Source organism: Ensifer sp. VA4, from assembly GCF_055710065.1.
In genome coordinates this window covers 125,089-141,978 of record NZ_JBVQPO010000015.1, presented here as the reverse complement: position 1 = coordinate 141,978, position 16,890 = coordinate 125,089, and the positions used below count along the sequence as shown (strand labels likewise).

The 16,890-nt window shown below is 62.4% G+C and carries 18 protein-coding genes; 13 read left to right on the top strand and 5 right to left on the bottom strand.

The genetic code is table 11. From position 1 onward, the window contains the following. Positions 1–40 precede the first annotated feature (40 nt). From AC0C6X_RS25425 to AC0C6X_RS25405, 5 genes are all read right to left on the bottom strand, one after another. Positions 41–1,228 (bottom strand): DUF418 domain-containing protein, encoded by a 1,188-nt coding sequence (locus AC0C6X_RS25425; protein ID WP_472955873.1) that lies wholly within the window; start codon positions 1,226–1,228, stop codon positions 41–43. Between the two features lie 213 nt (positions 1,229–1,441). Then, entirely contained in the window at positions 1,442–2,098 is a 657-nt protein-coding gene (locus tag AC0C6X_RS25420) for a CDP-alcohol phosphatidyltransferase family protein (RefSeq protein WP_472955871.1), read from the bottom strand. Continuing rightward, a complete protein-coding gene (locus AC0C6X_RS25415) occupies positions 2,082–2,486 on the bottom strand; it encodes a hypothetical protein (protein ID WP_173516329.1) in 405 nt (134 codons plus the stop codon). The genes AC0C6X_RS25420 and AC0C6X_RS25415 overlap by 17 nt, the downstream gene beginning before the upstream one ends. Beyond that, positions 2,483–3,433, bottom strand: coding sequence for a phosphatidate cytidylyltransferase (locus AC0C6X_RS25410; RefSeq protein WP_472955870.1), 951 nt, complete (start codon positions 3,431–3,433; stop codon positions 2,483–2,485). The genes AC0C6X_RS25415 and AC0C6X_RS25410 overlap by 4 nt, the downstream gene beginning before the upstream one ends. Beyond that, positions 3,430–4,077, bottom strand: a complete 648-nt coding sequence (locus tag AC0C6X_RS25405) for a lysophospholipid acyltransferase family protein (RefSeq protein WP_247959078.1) — start codon at positions 4,075–4,077, stop codon at positions 3,430–3,432. Before AC0C6X_RS25405 ends, AC0C6X_RS25410 begins: the two co-directional genes overlap by 4 nt. Positions 4,078–4,562: 485 nt before the next feature. On the opposite strand from AC0C6X_RS25405, the gene AC0C6X_RS25400 reads away from it, so the two are divergent. The 13 genes from AC0C6X_RS25400 to lipA all read left to right on the top strand — a co-directional run bounded on the left by AC0C6X_RS25400 (position 4,563) and on the right by lipA (position 16,719). Continuing rightward, the gene (locus AC0C6X_RS25400) at positions 4,563–4,730 is read left to right on the top strand and encodes a hypothetical protein (RefSeq protein ID WP_173516331.1); all 168 of its coding nucleotides are present in this window, start codon (positions 4,563–4,565) and stop codon (positions 4,728–4,730) included. 176 nt (positions 4,731–4,906) lie between these two features. Next, positions 4,907–5,797, top strand: coding sequence for a VOC family protein (locus AC0C6X_RS25395; protein WP_472955868.1), 891 nt, complete (start codon positions 4,907–4,909; stop codon positions 5,795–5,797). Then, positions 5,797–6,639 (top strand): 3-deoxy-8-phosphooctulonate synthase, encoded by an 843-nt coding sequence (kdsA, locus tag AC0C6X_RS25390; RefSeq protein ID WP_173516333.1) that lies wholly within the window; start codon positions 5,797–5,799, stop codon positions 6,637–6,639. The genes AC0C6X_RS25395 and kdsA overlap by 1 nt, the downstream gene beginning before the upstream one ends. A gap of 138 nt (positions 6,640–6,777) precedes the next feature. Beyond that, positions 6,778–8,052, top strand: a complete 1,275-nt coding sequence (eno, locus tag AC0C6X_RS25385; protein ID WP_472955867.1) for a phosphopyruvate hydratase — start codon at positions 6,778–6,780, stop codon at positions 8,050–8,052. Between the two features lie 226 nt (positions 8,053–8,278). Beyond that, positions 8,279–8,599 carry an FtsB family cell division protein gene (locus AC0C6X_RS25380; RefSeq protein ID WP_429816877.1) on the top strand — a complete coding sequence of 107 codons (321 nt, stop codon included), beginning with the start codon at positions 8,279–8,281 and terminating at the stop codon, positions 8,597–8,599. 136 nt (positions 8,600–8,735) lie between these two features. Next, entirely contained in the window at positions 8,736–9,782 is a 1,047-nt protein-coding gene (gene pdhA, locus AC0C6X_RS25375) for a pyruvate dehydrogenase (acetyl-transferring) E1 component subunit alpha (protein ID WP_173516336.1), read from the top strand. A gap of 17 nt (positions 9,783–9,799) precedes the next feature. Further along, positions 9,800–11,173, top strand: a complete 1,374-nt coding sequence (locus AC0C6X_RS25370; protein WP_247959076.1) for a pyruvate dehydrogenase complex E1 component subunit beta — start codon at positions 9,800–9,802, stop codon at positions 11,171–11,173. Positions 11,174–11,188: 15 nt separating this feature from the next. Continuing rightward, positions 11,189–12,535, top strand: coding sequence for a pyruvate dehydrogenase complex dihydrolipoamide acetyltransferase (locus tag AC0C6X_RS25365; RefSeq protein ID WP_472955866.1), 1,347 nt, complete (start codon positions 11,189–11,191; stop codon positions 12,533–12,535). Positions 12,536–12,601: 66 nt separating this feature from the next. Next, the gene (locus tag AC0C6X_RS25360) at positions 12,602–13,243 is read left to right on the top strand and encodes an SGNH/GDSL hydrolase family protein (RefSeq protein ID WP_173516339.1); all 642 of its coding nucleotides are present in this window, start codon (positions 12,602–12,604) and stop codon (positions 13,241–13,243) included. A gap of 2 nt (positions 13,244–13,245) precedes the next feature. Further along, positions 13,246–13,827 (top strand): GNAT family N-acetyltransferase, encoded by a 582-nt coding sequence (locus AC0C6X_RS25355; protein WP_173516340.1) that lies wholly within the window; start codon positions 13,246–13,248, stop codon positions 13,825–13,827. 18 nt (positions 13,828–13,845) lie between these two features. Next, on the top strand, positions 13,846–15,291 hold the full coding sequence (gene lpdA, locus AC0C6X_RS25350; protein WP_173516341.1) for a dihydrolipoyl dehydrogenase: 1,446 nt from the start codon (positions 13,846–13,848) through the stop codon (positions 15,289–15,291). 76 nt (positions 15,292–15,367) lie between these two features. Beyond that, positions 15,368–15,619, top strand: coding sequence for a GlsB/YeaQ/YmgE family stress response membrane protein (locus tag AC0C6X_RS25345; RefSeq protein WP_173516342.1), 252 nt, complete (start codon positions 15,368–15,370; stop codon positions 15,617–15,619). A gap of 131 nt (positions 15,620–15,750) precedes the next feature. Then, positions 15,751–16,719, top strand: a complete 969-nt coding sequence (lipA, locus tag AC0C6X_RS25340) for a lipoyl synthase (RefSeq protein WP_173516343.1) — start codon at positions 15,751–15,753, stop codon at positions 16,717–16,719. Positions 16,720–16,890: the final 171 nt, after the last annotated feature.

Genomic DNA, 16,890 nt, shown 5'->3' with positions numbered 1-16,890 from the left:
TTCGTATGCACCGGCGTTCGGAGCTTCCGCCTGAGGGCGGTCAGCGCGCCTCGACCGGCTTGCGCCATTGCGGCGGCCGCCAGATGGTGATGAAGCGCAGGACCCATTCAAGCGGCCCATAGACAAAACGGGCCATCCACCAGCGGCTGATGAAAAGCTGGGCGGTGAAGATGCCGAGCGCAATCAACACCGTTGCCAAGGGCGAGACCTTGCCGATGAGGCCAAGGCCGTAGCCATGGAAGATCAGGGCTGCGAACAGGGACTGCATGAGGTAGTTGGAAAGCGCCATGCGGCCGGCGGGCGCCAGTAGGTTTCGCAGGCGTTCGCCGGCCTTGGACCCGAAGAACAACATCATGCCGCCGACATAGGCGCCGGTCAGGAACGGTCCGGTGATCAGCCCGACCGAGAGCCCGATGATCGCGATCGGCGAATCGAGCATCTCGACGCTGGCATAGGCATAGATGACGGCGCCGGGCAGGCCGATCCACAGGCCGGCGCGAAGCAATCGCCGGAACAATGCCCGGTTTTCCCTCGGTCGCGCCAGCATCTTGTGACGCCCGGCGATCAGCCCGAGCAAGAACATTGCAAGCGCAGAGGGTGCCTGCAGCAGGCCAACGATCACCCAGATGGTCGAAAGCTCCATCAGGTGCTGGACGATCACCGTCTGCCAATTACCCCGAAAGGCAAGTTCGGTTGCCTCTGCGGCGGCGAGGATCGCCGACCGGTCGAGCGGTATCGGTTCCAGCGTCGCGAGAATGCCGAGTGCGCCCCATGCGATGGCAACGAGAATGACCAGCCATTTCGCCAGGCGGAAGAGGGCGTCGTCGCTGCGATTTCTGAGCATCAGCAGGACGACGCCGAGTACGGCATAGGTGGTGAGAATATCGCCATGGAAGAGCAGAACCGCGTGGGTGACACCGATCAACCAAAGGCCTGCCTGCCGGCGCAAGAGCCGCGGCACGAAGGCCTCGCCCGCTTTTTCCGCCGAGCGCATCTGCAAGGTGAAGCTGTAGCCGAACAGGAATGAGAAGAGCAGATAGAATTTCATCTCGAAGAACAGCGCGATCACCAGATGGACGGCGCGATCGAAAATGCTGCTGAAGGTGGGGTCCGCGATTTCCAGGCCATAGAAGGCTGAGGCGAAGGCCATGATGTTGACGAGAAGGATGCCAAGCAGGGCAAAGCCGCGCAGTGCGTCGACATCGTCGATGCGGTCGGGAGTGGTCATTCATGTTCTCCGTTGCGGAAGGCGCGAGAGGAATGCGCCATAACCATTTGAAATAGAAGCCTTTTACAAAAACGAACCTCTCGATCCGGCAGGCACGGGTATGGGTTCATAATAATAAATCGACTAATCAATCTAGTAATGGAGATAACGAAACGTCAAGAGGCGCTCGCGGGTTTATCGCGCGGGGCGTTCAGTTGCAGTGGGAGGGGACGATCAGCCTTTGTGCGAAGCGTTCTGGCGGAGACAGGCAATCTGGCGGCGTGCGCGCAAGAGCGTGGTCAGCGGTGCCCCGATCGAAATCACAAGCAGCGCGATCCAGAGGATTTCGCCGTCGCCGAGCCACAGGCCTTCAAGGGCCGATAGCGCAGCAGCCAGCGTCATCGCCGCCATGCGATGCTGCTTGGCCATCGGCCCGGAGAAGTCGCTCGGAGCACCATTGGCGCGGCCGAGTTCGCGCACATAGGCCGTCAGCACGGCGAAGGCGGCCGCGGCAAAGCCGAGCGCAGGGAAGCCGATGCCATACCCGGCACCGACGAAAATGAAAATGTCCGCGATGCGATCGGGAAATTCGTTCCAAAACGGACCGTCGGCCTCGCCCTTGCCGCCCTCGACGGCGACCATGCCGTCGAAGAGATTGCAGAGCAGACGCAACTGGCAGAAGAGGGCGGCGGCGACGAACAGCGCGACCCTCACCCCATCCTGCGTTTCGCCCGTCAGCCAGAAGGCAAGCCCGGCGAAGGCCGCGGCCAACATGCTTGCCTGCGAGATCCGGTTGGGCGTTACGTTCATCGACGCCAGGCGTCGCGCGATCGCCTGCGCCCAGCGGGTGTTGCGGCTTGCGAGCGGCCTGCGGTCACCGGTCTCGGTCATGCCCAGGCTCTCCTCGGCTGATGGAATAGTTGTAGATGGCGGCGTAGGTGGTCGACACCGCGAGCGGCAGGGCGATCGTCCTCAGGACCTCCGGCGTGCCGCTGGCCGTGTGAATCGCGGCGAGCATTGCCGACGAACCGAGGCAGGCGAGAAGTGGCGGCAGGAACAAACGTTTTGTTCCGCGAAACCGCCTGGAAAGCGCGTCGATCGCTGTCTTGAGGTAGAGGGTCAAAAGCGCCGAGAGCGTTCCTTGCACGATCGCGGCAAGAAGCGGTTTGGGCATCGGATGATGGCGATTGGCGAAAAGTGCCCAGCCGCCCATGGCAAAAAAAGCGAATGCCACGTGCACCATGCCGTTGCCCGCCAGGCCCCTCAGCTTCGCGGTCATGTCAGTGACCACCAGTAACGTGTCAAATGGAAGAAGATCGGTGCGGAGAAGACGACGGAATCCAGCCGGTCGATCAGCCCGCCATGGCCCTCGATCAGATGGCCCCAGTCCTTGACGCCGCGGTCACGCTTGATCGCCGACATGACGAGCCCGCCGAAGAAGCCCATCAGGGTGATGAGAAACGACATCAACGCGGCCTGGGACGGCGTGAACGGCGTGATCCACCAGAGCGACGCGCCGATCAGGGTGGCGCTTGCGACCCCGCCGATAAAGCCCTCGACCGTCTTCGACGGCGAAAGGGTCGGTGCAATCTTGGTCCGCCCGAAGAGCTTGCCCCAGACATATTGCAGCACGTCGCTGGATTGAACGACGATGACCAGGAAGGCAATGAGAAGGACGTTGCGCCCTTCGTAATCCGGGATCTGCAGCGTCAGGAGTGCCGGCACGTGCGAGGCACAGAAGACGCAGATCATCAGCGCCCATTGCACCTCCGCGATCCTCAGCAGGAAATCGCGCGTGTCGCCGCGCATGACCGCGATGATTGGCATCAGCAGAAAGGCATAGACCGGCACGAAGATCGAATAGATGCCGTATTGCTCGGCCCAGAGCAGAACGTAATTGATCGGCAGAACGACGAAGAAAGCGGCAGCAATCGCCCAGTGGTCGCCGCGGCGGGTATTGATGAGCGTGATGAATTCGCGTAGCGCCGCGAAAGAGCAGAAGGCGAAAAGCAGGAGCACGCCGACCCGGCCGGCAACGAAGGCGATGGCAATCAGCACCACCATCGCCCACCATGCCTTGATGCGGGCGTTGAGGTTCTCGATTGCACCGTTCGACCCATCCGGCGAGAGCCTTTGCTTCAGGACGTAGCCGATGCTCGACGCCAGAACGAGAATGCCGCCGACACCCAGGACCAGTTTGAGCATGTCCAGGGTTGCTGCGCTCATGCGTCGTCTTCCGTTGATGAAGGCGCGAGCGCGAGCATGGCAGCCTCGGCGCGGGCGATGAACTCGTCCTTGGTCTCCTGCGCTTTCAGATGCATCGGTTCGCCGAAGGTTACGGTACAGATGAGCGGGATCGGCACGAACTCCCCCTTCGGCATGACGCGGTTGAGATTGTTGATCCAGACAGGAACCAGTGCCACGTCCGGCCGCCTGCAGGCGAGGTGATAGAGCCCGCTCTTGAAGGGAAGCAGCCGTGCCTCGGTCTGATTGCGCGTTCCCTCGGGAAAGAGAATCAGCGACGAGCCGTCGTTAAGAACAGCCGTCATTTGCTCGACCGGATCCTGGGTGCGGGCCGCCGGGTCGCGCTCGATCAACACCGCATCGAAGACGTCGCGGCCAATGAAGGCCGAGAGTTTCGATTTCAGCCAGTATTCCGCGCCGGCAACCGGCCGCGCGCGTTCCCGAAGCCAGGGCGGCAACACCGCCCAGATCAGCACAAAATCGCCGTGGCTGGAATGATTGGCGAAATAGATGCTCTGCTTTGGCGGCAGACCCGTCTCATGCCAGATAGCGCGCGCCGCAGTCAGCGCGCGCGCAAACATCATGATGGCGATGGAGGCCAGCTTGGCCGTCAAATCGCGGATCATGTCGATTCATATCCAAGCGGGAACCAGGTTGGCGTCCTGATGCGCCTTGCGCAGCCTATCGGCCGTGCCCGGATGCGTTTCATGCCTTGCAACAAAAAGATCAAGCGCTGCCCCTCAGCCTGCCGCCTGGCGTAACTCCAGGCTGCATCGAACAACTTTACGCGATTGTGTCCGCTTCTCAAGCGGTTGAAATCACACGCCGCATGATAACGTGCCGGACGCTTTGGGTATTCGCCATCAGCGGGCGGGGATGGATCGCAAAATGAGCGATGCCATGCACAGCAGTCGACCGCAGTGCGCGCCTTGTGGGTCGCACAGGACGAACGGAGCGATCGCGGTGTCTGCGGTGACCCGCGGCTGCATTTCCGGGTAACGCTGCATGTGGATCATCGTCCCTTGTTACGTCGCGTTACTGTTACGTACTCGCCAAACCGTCAGTTTCGTTCTTTTCTGTTCGTCAGCGAAACTGGAAAGGGGCAATACGCATGCGCTTCATCACTTTGTTACTCGTGCCGCTGGCGATCGTGGCGGGGCTTGCGGGCTGTGCCTCCACGTCCTCCACCAATACGACCTATGCGCAGCCCCAAACCTTCGCCCCCGGTCTCGGGGCGGGAAATACCGCCAACTCCACGGCGGCTCCGGGCTACTACTGAGGCAGTCCGGCACTTGCTGGCAAATGTAACTCTGCGGCGGGCGCGGCCCGGCGCGGAGCGTTTCTGTTTGCGGCCCGCGTTCGGCCGTCAGCGACCAATCGGCTCCATGGCCGCGACCCGGCTTGCATTCGCCGGCCAAAAGTTGCAAACAGCGGCGAACCATCAGGGAAAACGCCATGAGCCTCTCCAAGCGCACCACCCGCCCGCTCGATCACCTCGTGCTGCCGGTGGATACGCTTACCCAGGCACGGCGTCGCCTGTCTGATCTCGGTTTTACCGTCGCTGAGGATGCCCGCCATCCTTTCGGTACCGAAAATGCCTGCGTGTTCTTTTCCGATGGCACCTATCTCGAGCCGCTTGCCGTTGCTTCCCGCGAAGAATGCGAAGCCGCCGCACTCGACGGCAATGCCTTTGTCGCGCGCGATCAGGCCTTCCGTTTCCGCCAGGGCCCGGAAGGTCTCTCGGCGCTGGTCTTCGGCACCGAGGATGCCGCGAGCGATCACATCCGCTTTCGCGCCCGCGGCATATCCGGCGGCGATATGCTGGAGTTTTCCCGGCCGATGAAGCTGCCGGATGGCCGTGAGGGATTGGGTTCCTTCCGCCTTGCCTTCGCGGCCGATCTGCGCTCGCCGGATTTCTTCCTCTTCAACTGTCAGCGTGTCCGGGCGCTGCCCACCGATCGGGCCGCACTGGAGCAGCATGAAAACGGCGTGATCGGCATCTCCGAGGTGGTCCTGTCGGAAGCCAACCCGACCGATTTCCAGTACCTGCTGCAGGAGGCGGTCGACGAACGCGAAGTCACGGCGCATTCCTTCGGCATGGATGTGTCGGCCACCAACGCCAAGATTTCGGTGCTGAATCCCGCCGGTATGGAAGCCTTCTTCGGCCGTTCGGTGCGGGGTGCCGAACGCGGCCTGCGCGGTCGCGCCGTCGTTTTCCGCGTCGCCGACCTGGAGGCGACACGCACTCTCTTCGCTGAGAACGATATCGAATTTGCAGAAATGGGCGGACGCCTCATTGTCCCCGAAATGCCGGGGCAAGGGGTGATCTTCGCTTTTGGAGCTTGATGATGAAAACGAATGCCAGAGTAGTTGTCGGCAACGGCGCCCACCAGGTCGCCTTCGCGCAAACCGAGAAGCTGTCGCTGATCGCCGGCCCCTGCCAAATGGAGAGCCGCGAACACGCCTTCATGATCGCGGGTGCGCTCTCTGAACTCTGCAAGAAGCTCGGTATCGGCCTCGTCTACAAGTCTTCCTTCGACAAGGCGAACCGCACGTCGCTCTCCGGCAAGCGCGGCATCGGCCTCGACAAGGCGATGGAGATCTTCGCCGATCTCAAGAAGGAATTCGGTTTCCCGGTGCTGACCGACGTGCACACCGAGGAGCAGTGCGCTCTGGTCGCCCCGACGATCGACGTTCTGCAGATCCCGGCCTTCCTGTCGCGCCAGACCGATCTTCTGGTCGCGGCCGCCAAGACCGGCCGCGCGATCAACGTCAAGAAGGGCCAGTTCCTGGCGCCTTGGGACATGAAGAACGTGCTGGCGAAGTTCACCGACAGCGGCAATCCGAACGTGCTGCTCTGCGAGCGCGGCGCCTCCTTCGGCTACAATACGCTGGTCTCCGACATGCGCTCGCTGCCGATCATGGCTTCGCTCGGCGCGCCCGTCGTCTTCGACGCCACCCATTCGGTGCAGCAGCCGGGCGGGCAGGGCGGTTCTTCGGGCGGCCAGCGCGAATTCGTCGAGACGCTCGCCCGTGCGGCCGTGGCCGTCGGTGTTGCCGGCGTCTTCGTCGAGACGCACGAAGACCCGGACAATGCGCCGTCGGACGGCCCGAACATGGTGCACCTGAAAGAGATGCCGAGGCTGCTTGAAAAGCTGCTCGCCTTCGACGCGATCGCCAAGGGTTGAGCCGTCAGCGACGCTTCGTGAAATTTTCATGAACCGCAATGGCGCGAACGGTTTTACATTTTGCGCGCCATTGTAATTTCGAGGCCTTGGCGTATGACAGGCCCCGACCACCCACCGTCCTCAAGCAGGGAAGAGATCATGACTGCAATCATCGACATCATCGGCCGAGAAATCCTGGACAGCCGCGGCAACCCGACCGTCGAGGTCGATGTGCATCTGGAAGACGGAAGCTTCGGCCGTGCGGCGGTGCCGTCGGGCGCCTCGACCGGTGCGCATGAGGCCGTCGAACTGCGCGATGGCGGCATGCGTTACCTCGGCAAGGGTGTCGAGCGCGCTGTCGAAGCCGTCAACGGCGAGATCTTCGAAGCGATCGGTGGTCTCGATGCCGAGAACCAGATCCAGATCGACAAGACCATGATCGAGCTCGACGGCACGTCGAACAAGTCGCGCCTCGGCGCCAACGCCATCCTCGGCGTGTCGCTGGCCGTCGCCAAGGCTGCGGCCGAAGCTGCCGGCCTGCCGCTCTATCGCTACGTCGGCGGTCCGAACGCCCATGTTCTTCCGGTTCCGATGATGAACATCATCAATGGCGGCGCCCATGCCGACAATCCGATCGACTTCCAGGAATTCATGATCGTTCCTGTCGGTGCCGATACGATGCGCGATGCGGTCCGCATGGGTTCGGAAGTGTTTCACACGCTGAAGAAGCAGCTTGCGGCCGACGGCCACAACACCAATGTCGGCGACGAAGGCGGCTTTGCCCCGGGTCTCGCTTCTGCTCCGGCAGCCCTCGACTTCATCATGAAGTCGATCGAGAAGGCCGGCTACAAGCCGGGCGAAGACATGTTCATCGCGCTTGATTGCGCCGCAACCGAATTCTTCAAGGACGGCAAGTACGTGCTCGAAGGTGAGGGCCGCAAACTGGAGCCGGGCGCCATGGCTGAATACCTGGCGGAACTCGCTGCCAAGTACCCGATCTTTTCGATCGAAGACGGCATGGCGGAAGACGACTGGGACGGCTGGAAGACCGTGACCGACAAGATCGGCTCGAAGGTTCAGCTCGTCGGCGACGATCTGTTCGTCACCAACTCGGCGCGCCTGCGCGATGGGATCAAGATGGGCGTCGCTAACTCGATCCTCGTCAAGGTCAACCAGATCGGCTCGCTCTCCGAGACACTCGATGCCGTCGAGACGGCGCACAAGGCACGCTACACCGCCGTCATGTCGCACCGCTCCGGCGAAACCGAAGACGCGACGATCGCCGATCTCGCGGTTGCCACCAACTGCGGCCAGATCAAGACCGGCTCGCTCGCCCGTTCGGACCGGCTCGCCAAGTACAACCAGCTCATCCGCATCGAAGAGCAACTCGGCCTGCAGGCCAAATACGCCGGCCGTTCGATCCTGCGCGGCTGATCCCAGAGCGGGATGAGGAAAAGTGTGCGCGGTTTCCCGCCCGCATCCCGCTCTAACTTACTAAAGCGCCGCGCGTCCTGTCGGATACGCAACGCAGCAGCTAACAAACGAACCCGCTCACGTTTCCACGTGGGCGGGTTTCTGTTTTCCTGCCATTCATGGTCAACGGTCGGTTAATCAATCGCCGCTAATCTGATTTCCGTATTGCGTATCAGGGCGTGAATGGATGTGGACACGGCATCATAAGAAACGGAAACTGGGTCGGCTGGTGATGCCGCTGATCGCGGTCGCCTTTCTCTCCTACTTCGGCTATCATTCCATCCACGGCGGCTATGGCCTGAAGGCGACCGAGCAATTCGATCGCCAGATAGTCGAGCGGCAGGCGCGGCTGGATGAGCTCACGAAGCGGCGAATGATCCTTGAAAAAGAGGTTCAGCTGATGAGTGACGGGTCGCTGGAACGGGACATGCTGGATGAAAAAGCTCGCCTCGCGCTGAACATGTCGCGAAGCGACGAAATCGTTATTTTTCACCGCGCTGCAAATTAACCTGAATTCAGTTAATCGAAATTTATAGAGCAAATTCAATAATTTGCGTGGAATGCGAGCCATGCAAATATGGCATTGCTGTGGCCGCTTTCTTTCCCTATGGTAACCGCAAAAGGCTAACCATTGGGAGGAACGAATGGCTCCGCGAAAATCCGCGTCCGTTTCCAGCCGCAAGAGTGCCGCAAAGCCGGCCAAGAAAGATTTCAACGGCGGCACCTTCGCCGAATTCTCCAAGGAAGAAGATCTCAACGCCTACCGCGAGATGCTGCTGATCCGGCGTTTCGAGGAGAAGGCCGGCCAGCTCTACGGCATGGGCTTCATCGGCGGCTTCTGTCACCTCTACATCGGCCAGGAAGCGGTCGTCGTCGGCATGCAGGCGGCGCTGAAGGAAGGCGACCAGGTCATCACTGGTTACCGTGATCACGGCCACATGCTGGCCTGCGGCATGAGCGCCCGCGGCGTCATGGCCGAACTCACCGGTCGTCGCGGCGGTCTTTCCAAGGGGAAGGGCGGCTCGATGCACATGTTCTCCAAGGAAAAGCACTTCTACGGCGGTCACGGCATCGTGGGCGCCCAGGTGTCGCTCGGCACCGGTCTCGCTTTCGCCAACCGCTACCGCGGCAACGACAATGTTTCCGTTGCCTACTTCGGTGACGGCGCGGCCAACCAGGGCCAGGTCTATGAAAGCTTCAACATGGCGCAGCTCTGGAAGCTACCGGTGATCTACGTGATCGAGAACAACCGTTACGCCATGGGCACCGCCGTTTCCCGCGCCTCGGCACAGACCGACTTCTCGCAGCGCGGCGTTTCCTTCAACATTCCGGGCTTCCAGGTGGATGGCATGGACGTTCGCGCCGTCAAGGCCGCGGCCGACGAGGCTGTCGCCCATTGCCGCGCGGGCAAGGGCCCGATCATTCTGGAAATGCTGACCTACCGCTACCGCGGCCACTCGATGTCCGACCCGGCGAAGTATCGCTCGAAGGATGAAGTACAGAAGATGCGCTCGGAGCACGACCCGATCGAGCAGGTGAAGGCCCGTCTCATGGAAAAGGGCTGGGCGAGCGAAGACGAGCTCAAGCAGATCGACAAGGAAGTCCGCGATATCGTCGCCGATAGCGCCGATTTCGCCCAGGCCGATCCGGAGCCGGATGCATCCGAGCTCTACACCGACATCCTGCTTTGATCCGGGGAGGGACAAACATGCCAGTAGAAATTCTTATGCCCGCCCTTTCCCCGACGATGGAGGAAGGCACGCTCTCGAAATGGCTGAAGAACGAGGGGGACAAGGTGTCCTCGGGTGACGTCATCGCCGAAATCGAGACCGACAAGGCGACGATGGAAGTCGAAGCCGTCGACGAAGGCACGATCGGCAAGCTGCTGATCGCCGCCGGCACCGAAGGCGTCAAGGTCAACACGCCGATCGCCGTGCTGTTGCAGGACGGTGAAGCCGCCGGCGATATCGCCGTTGCTCCGAAGGCCGAAGCGCCGAAGGCGGCAGCAGCCGAGGCTCCGGCCGCTTCCGCGCCGGCTCCGGTTGCAGCCCAGCCGAAGGTTGAGGTTGCCGCCGATCCGGCAATCCCGGCCGGCACCGAAATGGTTACGATGACCGTTCGTGAAGCGCTTCGCGACGCGATGGCCGAAGAAATGCGCGCCAGCGATGACGTTTTCGTCATGGGCGAAGAAGTCGCCGAATATCAGGGCGCCTACAAGATCACCCAGGGCCTGCTGCAGGAGTTCGGTTCTCGCCGCGTCATCGATACCCCGATCACCGAGCATGGCTTTGCCGGCGTCGGCGTCGGTGCTGCCATGACCGGCCTGCGTCCGATCGTCGAGTTCATGACCTTCAACTTCGCCATGCAGGCGATCGACCAGATCATCAACTCCGCGGCCAAGACGCTCTACATGTCCGGCGGCCAGATGGGCGCCCCGATCGTCTTCCGCGGCCCGAGCGGTGCCGCTGCCCGCGTGGCCGCCCAGCACTCGCAGTGCTACGCTGCCTGGTACAGCCATATCCCCGGCCTCAAGGTCGTCATGCCCTACACGGCAGCCGACGCCAAGGGTCTGCTGAAGGCCGCGATCCGCGACCCGAACCCGGTCATCTTCCTCGAAAACGAAATCCTCTACGGTCACTCCTTTGAAGTGCCGAAGCTCGACGACTTCGTTCTGCCGATCGGCAAGGCCCGCATCCACAAGCAGGGCAAGGACGCAACGATCGTCTCCTTCGGTATCGGCATGACCTATGCCGTCAAGGCGGTTGCCGAGCTCGAAGCCCAGGGCATCGACGTCGAACTGATCGACCTGCGCACCATCCGTCCGATGGACCTGCCGACGGTCATCGAATCCGTCAAGAAGACCGGGCGTCTCGTCACCGTCGAAGAAGGCTATCCGCAGTCTTCCGTCGGCACCGAGATTGCCACCCGCGTCATGCAGCAGGCATTCGACTACCTTGACGCCCCGATCCTGACGATCGCCGGCAAGGACGTGCCGATGCCTTACGCCGCGAACCTCGAGAAGCTGGCGCTTCCGAGCGTCGCAGAGGTCGTCGATGCGGTGAAAGCCGTTTGCTACAAATAAGGGGAGGGCCCTTCGATGCCTATCAACATCACAATGCCTGCCCTCTCTCCGACGATGGAAGAAGGCAATCTGGCCAAGTGGCTCGTCAAGGAAGGCGACAAGGTCAAGTCCGGTGACGTGATTGCCGAGATCGAGACCGACAAAGCGACGATGGAAGTCGAAGCCGTCGACGAAGGCACCGTTGCCAAGATCGTCGTTCCCGCCGGTACCGAAGGCGTCAAGGTCAATGCGCTGATTGCCGTTCTTGCCGCCGATGGCGAGGATGTCGCAGCCGCTGCCAAGGGTGGCAACGGTGCAGCCGCACCGGCTTCCGCGGCCAAGGCGGAAGCGCCCGCACCGGCAGCGCCGAGCGCTCCGGCGGCCGCTCCAGCACCAGCCGCCCCCACCCCGGTTGCCGCGCAGCCGGCGAAGTCCGAGGGAGGCGCGCGCGTCTTCTCTTCGCCGCTCGCACGTCGCCTGGCGAAGGACGCCGGCATCGACCTTTCGGCAATCGCCGGTTCCGGCCCGCACGGCCGCGTCGTCAAGAAGGACGTCGAGGCCGCCGTTTCCGGTGGCACCGCGAAGCCCGCGGCGGCTCCGGCTGCCGGCGCTGCAGCTCCCGCGGCCGCACCGCTCGCCAAGGGCCCGTCGGACGACGCCGTTCTCAAACTCTTCGAGCCGGGTTCCTACGAACTCGTGCCGCACGACGGCATGCGCAAGACGATCGCCAAGCGCCTCGTCGAATCCAAGCAGACGATCCCGCACTTCTACGTGTCGGTCGACTGCGAACTCGACGCACTGCTGGCGCTCCGTGCCCAGCTCAACGCCGCAGCCCCTGAAAAGGATGGCAAGCCGGTCTACAAGCTCTCCGTCAACGATATGGTTATCAAGGCCCTGGCGCTGGCACTCCGCGACGTTCCGAACGCGAACGTTTCCTGGACCGAGAACGCCATGGTCAAGCACAAGCACGCCGATGTCGGCGTTGCCGTGTCGATCCCGGGCGGCCTGATCACCCCGATCGTGCGCCAGGCGGAAGTGAAGAGCCTGTCGGCCATCTCCAACGAGATGAAGGACCTCGGCCAGCGCGCCAAGGACCGCAAGCTGAAGCCCGAGGAATACCAGGGCGGCACCACGGCGGTCTCCAACATGGGCATGATGGGCGTCAAGAACTTCGCCGCCGTCGTCAACCCGCCGCACGCGACTATCCTCGCGGTCGGTGCGGGCGAGGAGCGTGTCGTGATCAAGAACAAGCAGATGGTCATCGCCAATGTCATGACCGTTACGCTTTCGACCGACCACCGCTGCGTCGATGGCGCGCTCGGCGCCGAACTGCTCGGAGCCTTCAAGCGCTACATCGAAAACCCGATGGGCATGCTGGTCTGAGTTGGATAGGGACCGGCCCTCGGGCCGGTCCGTTCCTATTCGCGCAGTCGAAGGCGGACCCGGACGATGAAAACAGTTCTCTGCTATGGCGACAGTCTGACCTGGGGCTATGATGCCGCGGACGGAGGCCGCCACCCGCTTGCCGATCGCTGGCCGAGTGTGCTGCAGAAGGCGCTCGGTTCTGACGTCCAGGTTATCGCCGAGGGGTTGAACGGTCGCACGACCGCCTATGACGATCATCTCGCCGATTGCGATCGCAATGGTGCAAAAGTGCTGCCGACGGTGCTGCACAGCCACGCGCCGCTCGATCTCATTATATTTCTTCTCGGCTCCAACGACATGAAGCCGGTGATCCACGGAACCGCCTTCGGCGCCGTGAAGGGTATTCAGCGTCTCGTCAACCTCGTGCGCCGGCATGACTGGCCGGTCGAGGGCGAGGAGGGACCGGAGATCCTGATCGTCGCGCCGCCGGCGCTCTGCGAAACTGCCGATGCCGGATTTGCCGCCATGTTCGCCGGCGGCGTCGAGCAGTCAGCCATGCTGGCGCCGCTCTATCGCGATCTTGCCGACGAACTTGATTGCGGCTTCTTCGATGCCGGATCCGTCGCGATGACCACGCCGCTCGATGGCGTGCATCTCGATGCGGAGAATACGCGTGCGATCGGCCGGGGTCTCGAACCGGTCGTGCGGATGATGCTTGGGATCTAAGAATGGTGGGGGGCGTCACCATTCGTCCGGCGGAAAGACGTGAGGCGGCCGAGCTCGCCATTCTCGTCGACATCGCCGCGCACGGCTTTGCCTCCTGGCTCTGGTACGGCGCCGTCCTCCATGGAGTGACGGACACGGCTTTCGAGCGCGGCCGCAACAAGCTTCGCGAGGAGCCCGGGCCTGGAAACTGGCGCGACGCGCTGGTTGCCGAAACCGATGACGAGATTGCCGGTCTGTCGGTTGGCTATGCGATCGGTCCGGAGGTTCTGGAGATCGTCGCCAAGCACCCGGTGCTGGAACCCTTGCTCGCGCTGCAAAGGCAGATCGTCGGCCACTGGTTCATCGAAAGCCTCGGCGTCTATCGCCATCAGCGCGCCCGCGGGATCGGTAGCGCGCTCCTGGCAAGGGAATTCGAACGCGCCGGATCGGCGCCGGTGAGCCTGATCACCGAAAGCCACAACGTGAGCGCCCAGGCACTATACAGAGCAAACGGCTTCGGCGAGGCAGCGCGCGCCGAGGCGGTTCCGCTCTTTGACGAAAGCAAGAAACACGACTGGGTGCTGTTCACCCGCAAGGTCGCTTGAGACAAAGGCAGGAAACATATGGCTGAGAATTACGACGTCATCGTCATCGGTTCGGGTCCGGGGGGCTACATCGCCGCCATCCGCGCAGCACAGCTTGGTTTGAAGACCGCGGTCGTCGAGCGCGAGCATCTGGCCGGCATCTGCTCCAACTGGGGCTGCATCCCGACCAAGGCGCTCTTGCGTTCGGCCGAAGTCCTGCACTACGCTCAGCATCCGGGCGCCTATGGCGTCAAGATCGAGGGCACGGTGACGCCGGACCTCAAGGCGATCGTCGCGCGCTCGCGCGGCATTGCCGAGCGCATGAACGGCGGCGTCGGCTTCCTGATGAAGAAGAACAAGGTCGACGTGATCTGGGGCGAAGCGAAGCTGACGAAGCCCGGCGAAATCGTCGTCGGCAAGTCGACGAAGCCGGCCGTCCAGCCGCAGGCGCCGCTGCCGAAGAACACCAAGGGCGAGGGCACCTATACCGCTAAGCACATCATCATCGCGACCGGCGCCCGTCCGCGCGCACTTCCCGGCATCGAGCCCGATGGCAAGCTGATCTGGACCTATTTCGAGGCGATGAAGCCCGAGGAAATGCCGAAGTCGCTTGTCGTCATGGGCTCCGGCGCGATCGGCATCGAATTCGCCTCCTTCTACCGCACGATGGGCGTCGACGTGACAGTTGTCGAAGTCTTGTCGACGGTCATGCCGGTCGAGGACGCCGAGATCTCGGCGATCGCCAAGAAGCAGTTCGAAAAGCAGGGGATGAAGATCCATCTCGAAGCCAAGGTGACGAAGGTCGAGAAGGCTGCCAACTCGATCACCGCCCATGTCGAGATGAAGGACGGCAAGGTCGAGAAGATCACCGCCGACCGCATGATCTCGGCCGTCGGCGTCCAGGGCAACATCGAGAACCTCGGCCTTGAGGCGCTCGGCGTGAAGACGGACCGCGGCTGCATCGTCATTGACGGCTACGGCAAGACCAACGTGCCCGGCGTCTACGCGATCGGCGACGTCGCCGGCCCGCCGATGCTTGCCCACAAGGCCGAGCACGAGGCGGTGATCTGCGTCGAGAAGATCGCCGGCCTGCCGAACGTCCACCCGATGGACAAGCTGAAGATCCCGGGCTGCACCTATTGCCATCCGCAGGTTGCCTCCGTCGGCCTCACCGAAGCCAAGGCCAAGGAACTCGGCCGCGATATCCGCGTCGGCCGCTTCCCGTTCGTCGCCAACGGCAAGGCGATCGCGCTCGGCGAGGACCAGGGCCTGGTCAAGACGATCTTCGACAAGAAGACCGGCGAACTGCTCGGCGCCCACATGGTCGGCGCCGAAGTGACCGAACTCATCCAGGGCTTCGTCGTCGCCATGAACCTGGAGACGACGGAAGAAGACCTGATGCACACGATCTTCCCGCACCCGACGATCTCGGAGACGATGAAGGAAAGCGTGCTCGACGCCTATGGCCGTGCGCTGAACGCCTAACGGTTGTCCGGCGCCGGAACTTTTGCGGCGGCTTCGGCATTGAGGACGGCCATGTTCTCAATGCACGGAGACGAAAATGAGCGTGAACGGCGTCGGTATTCTGGCTGCGATCATCATCGGCGGTTTGGCCGGGTGGCTCGCGGAGAAGTTCATGAGCAGCGACATGGGCCTGTTCATGAACATATTGCTCGGCATCATCGGCGCGGTGGTGCTGAACTTCATCCTGGCGGCCTTCGGCATGGCTTTTGCCGGCTGGGTCGCCTACCTGGTCATCGGCTTCATCGGCGCCTGCCTGTTGATTGCCGCTGGTCGCGCCGTCAAACGATAGTCTGCCGGGCCTTCCGCGCTTCCGTCGGGCATCAAGTAAAGACGGCCTGACATTTCCCGTCGGGCCGTCTATATAGAGCGAAAATGGGTCACCCGGCCTGACGCCGGTCCCGCCGCGACGAGGATGACAGTATGGTAACGGTGTTCGATGCCGTCTCTGACCGGGCGCAACGCGTCCGCCACCCGGAAAAGGCGCACAAGCCCGACACGGAAGTGATGCGCAAGCCGGACTGGATCCGCGTCAAGGCGCCGATGTCGAAGGGCTATCAGGAGACGCGTTCGATCGTGAAGAGCAACAAGCTCGTCACGGTCTGCGAAGAGGCCGGCTGCCCGAACATCGGCGAATGTTGGGACAAGAAGCACGCCACCTTCATGATCATGGGTGAAATCTGCACCCGCGCCTGCGCCTTCTGCAACGTCGCGACCGGCAAGCCGAATGCGCTCGATCTCGAAGAGCCGGCAAACATTGCCAAGGCCGTCAAGCAGATGGGGCTGAGCCACGTCGTCATCACCTCCGTCGACCGCGACGATCTGGAAGATGGTGGTGCCGAGCATTTCGAAAAGGTCATCTGGGCGATCCGCGAGGCTTCGCCGACGACCACCATCGAGATCCTGACGCCGGACTTCCTGAAGAAACCGGGTGCGCTGGAACGCGTCGTCGCCGCCAAGCCCGACGTCTTCAACCACAACATGGAAACGGTGCCGGGCAACTATCTGACGGTCCGCCCGGGCGCGCGCTATTTCCACTCCGTGCGCCTGTTGCAGCGCGTGAAGGAACTGGACCCGACGATGTTCACCAAGTCCGGCATCATGGTCGGCCTCGGCGAGGAACGCAACGAAGTGCTGCAACTGATGGACGACCTGCGCACCGCGGATGTCGACTTCCTGACGATCGGCCAATACCTGCAGCCGACCCGCAAGCACCACAAGGTCGAGAAGTTCGTGACCCCCGAGGAGTTCAAGTCCTACGAGACCGTCGCCTATACCAAGGGTTTCCTCATGGTTTCTTCGAGCCCGCTGACGCGCTCGTCGCACCATGCCGGCGATGACTTTGCCCGTCTGAGGGCGGCGCGCGAGAAAAAGCTGCAGGCTGCCGAGTAAGGCGGACTGCGCGTTTCGAGAACGATCAGCTCCGGCGCTTGCGCCGGAGCTGTTTTGTTTTGAGAGTTTGTTTTTACAGGGACGCTTGCCCAGGCCATGGCGCGACGTTCGGACGCTCGCGCCAAGCTTGCATCGGCCCGCTCGATCGCCTAACGGCTGTCTTCAGAGGAG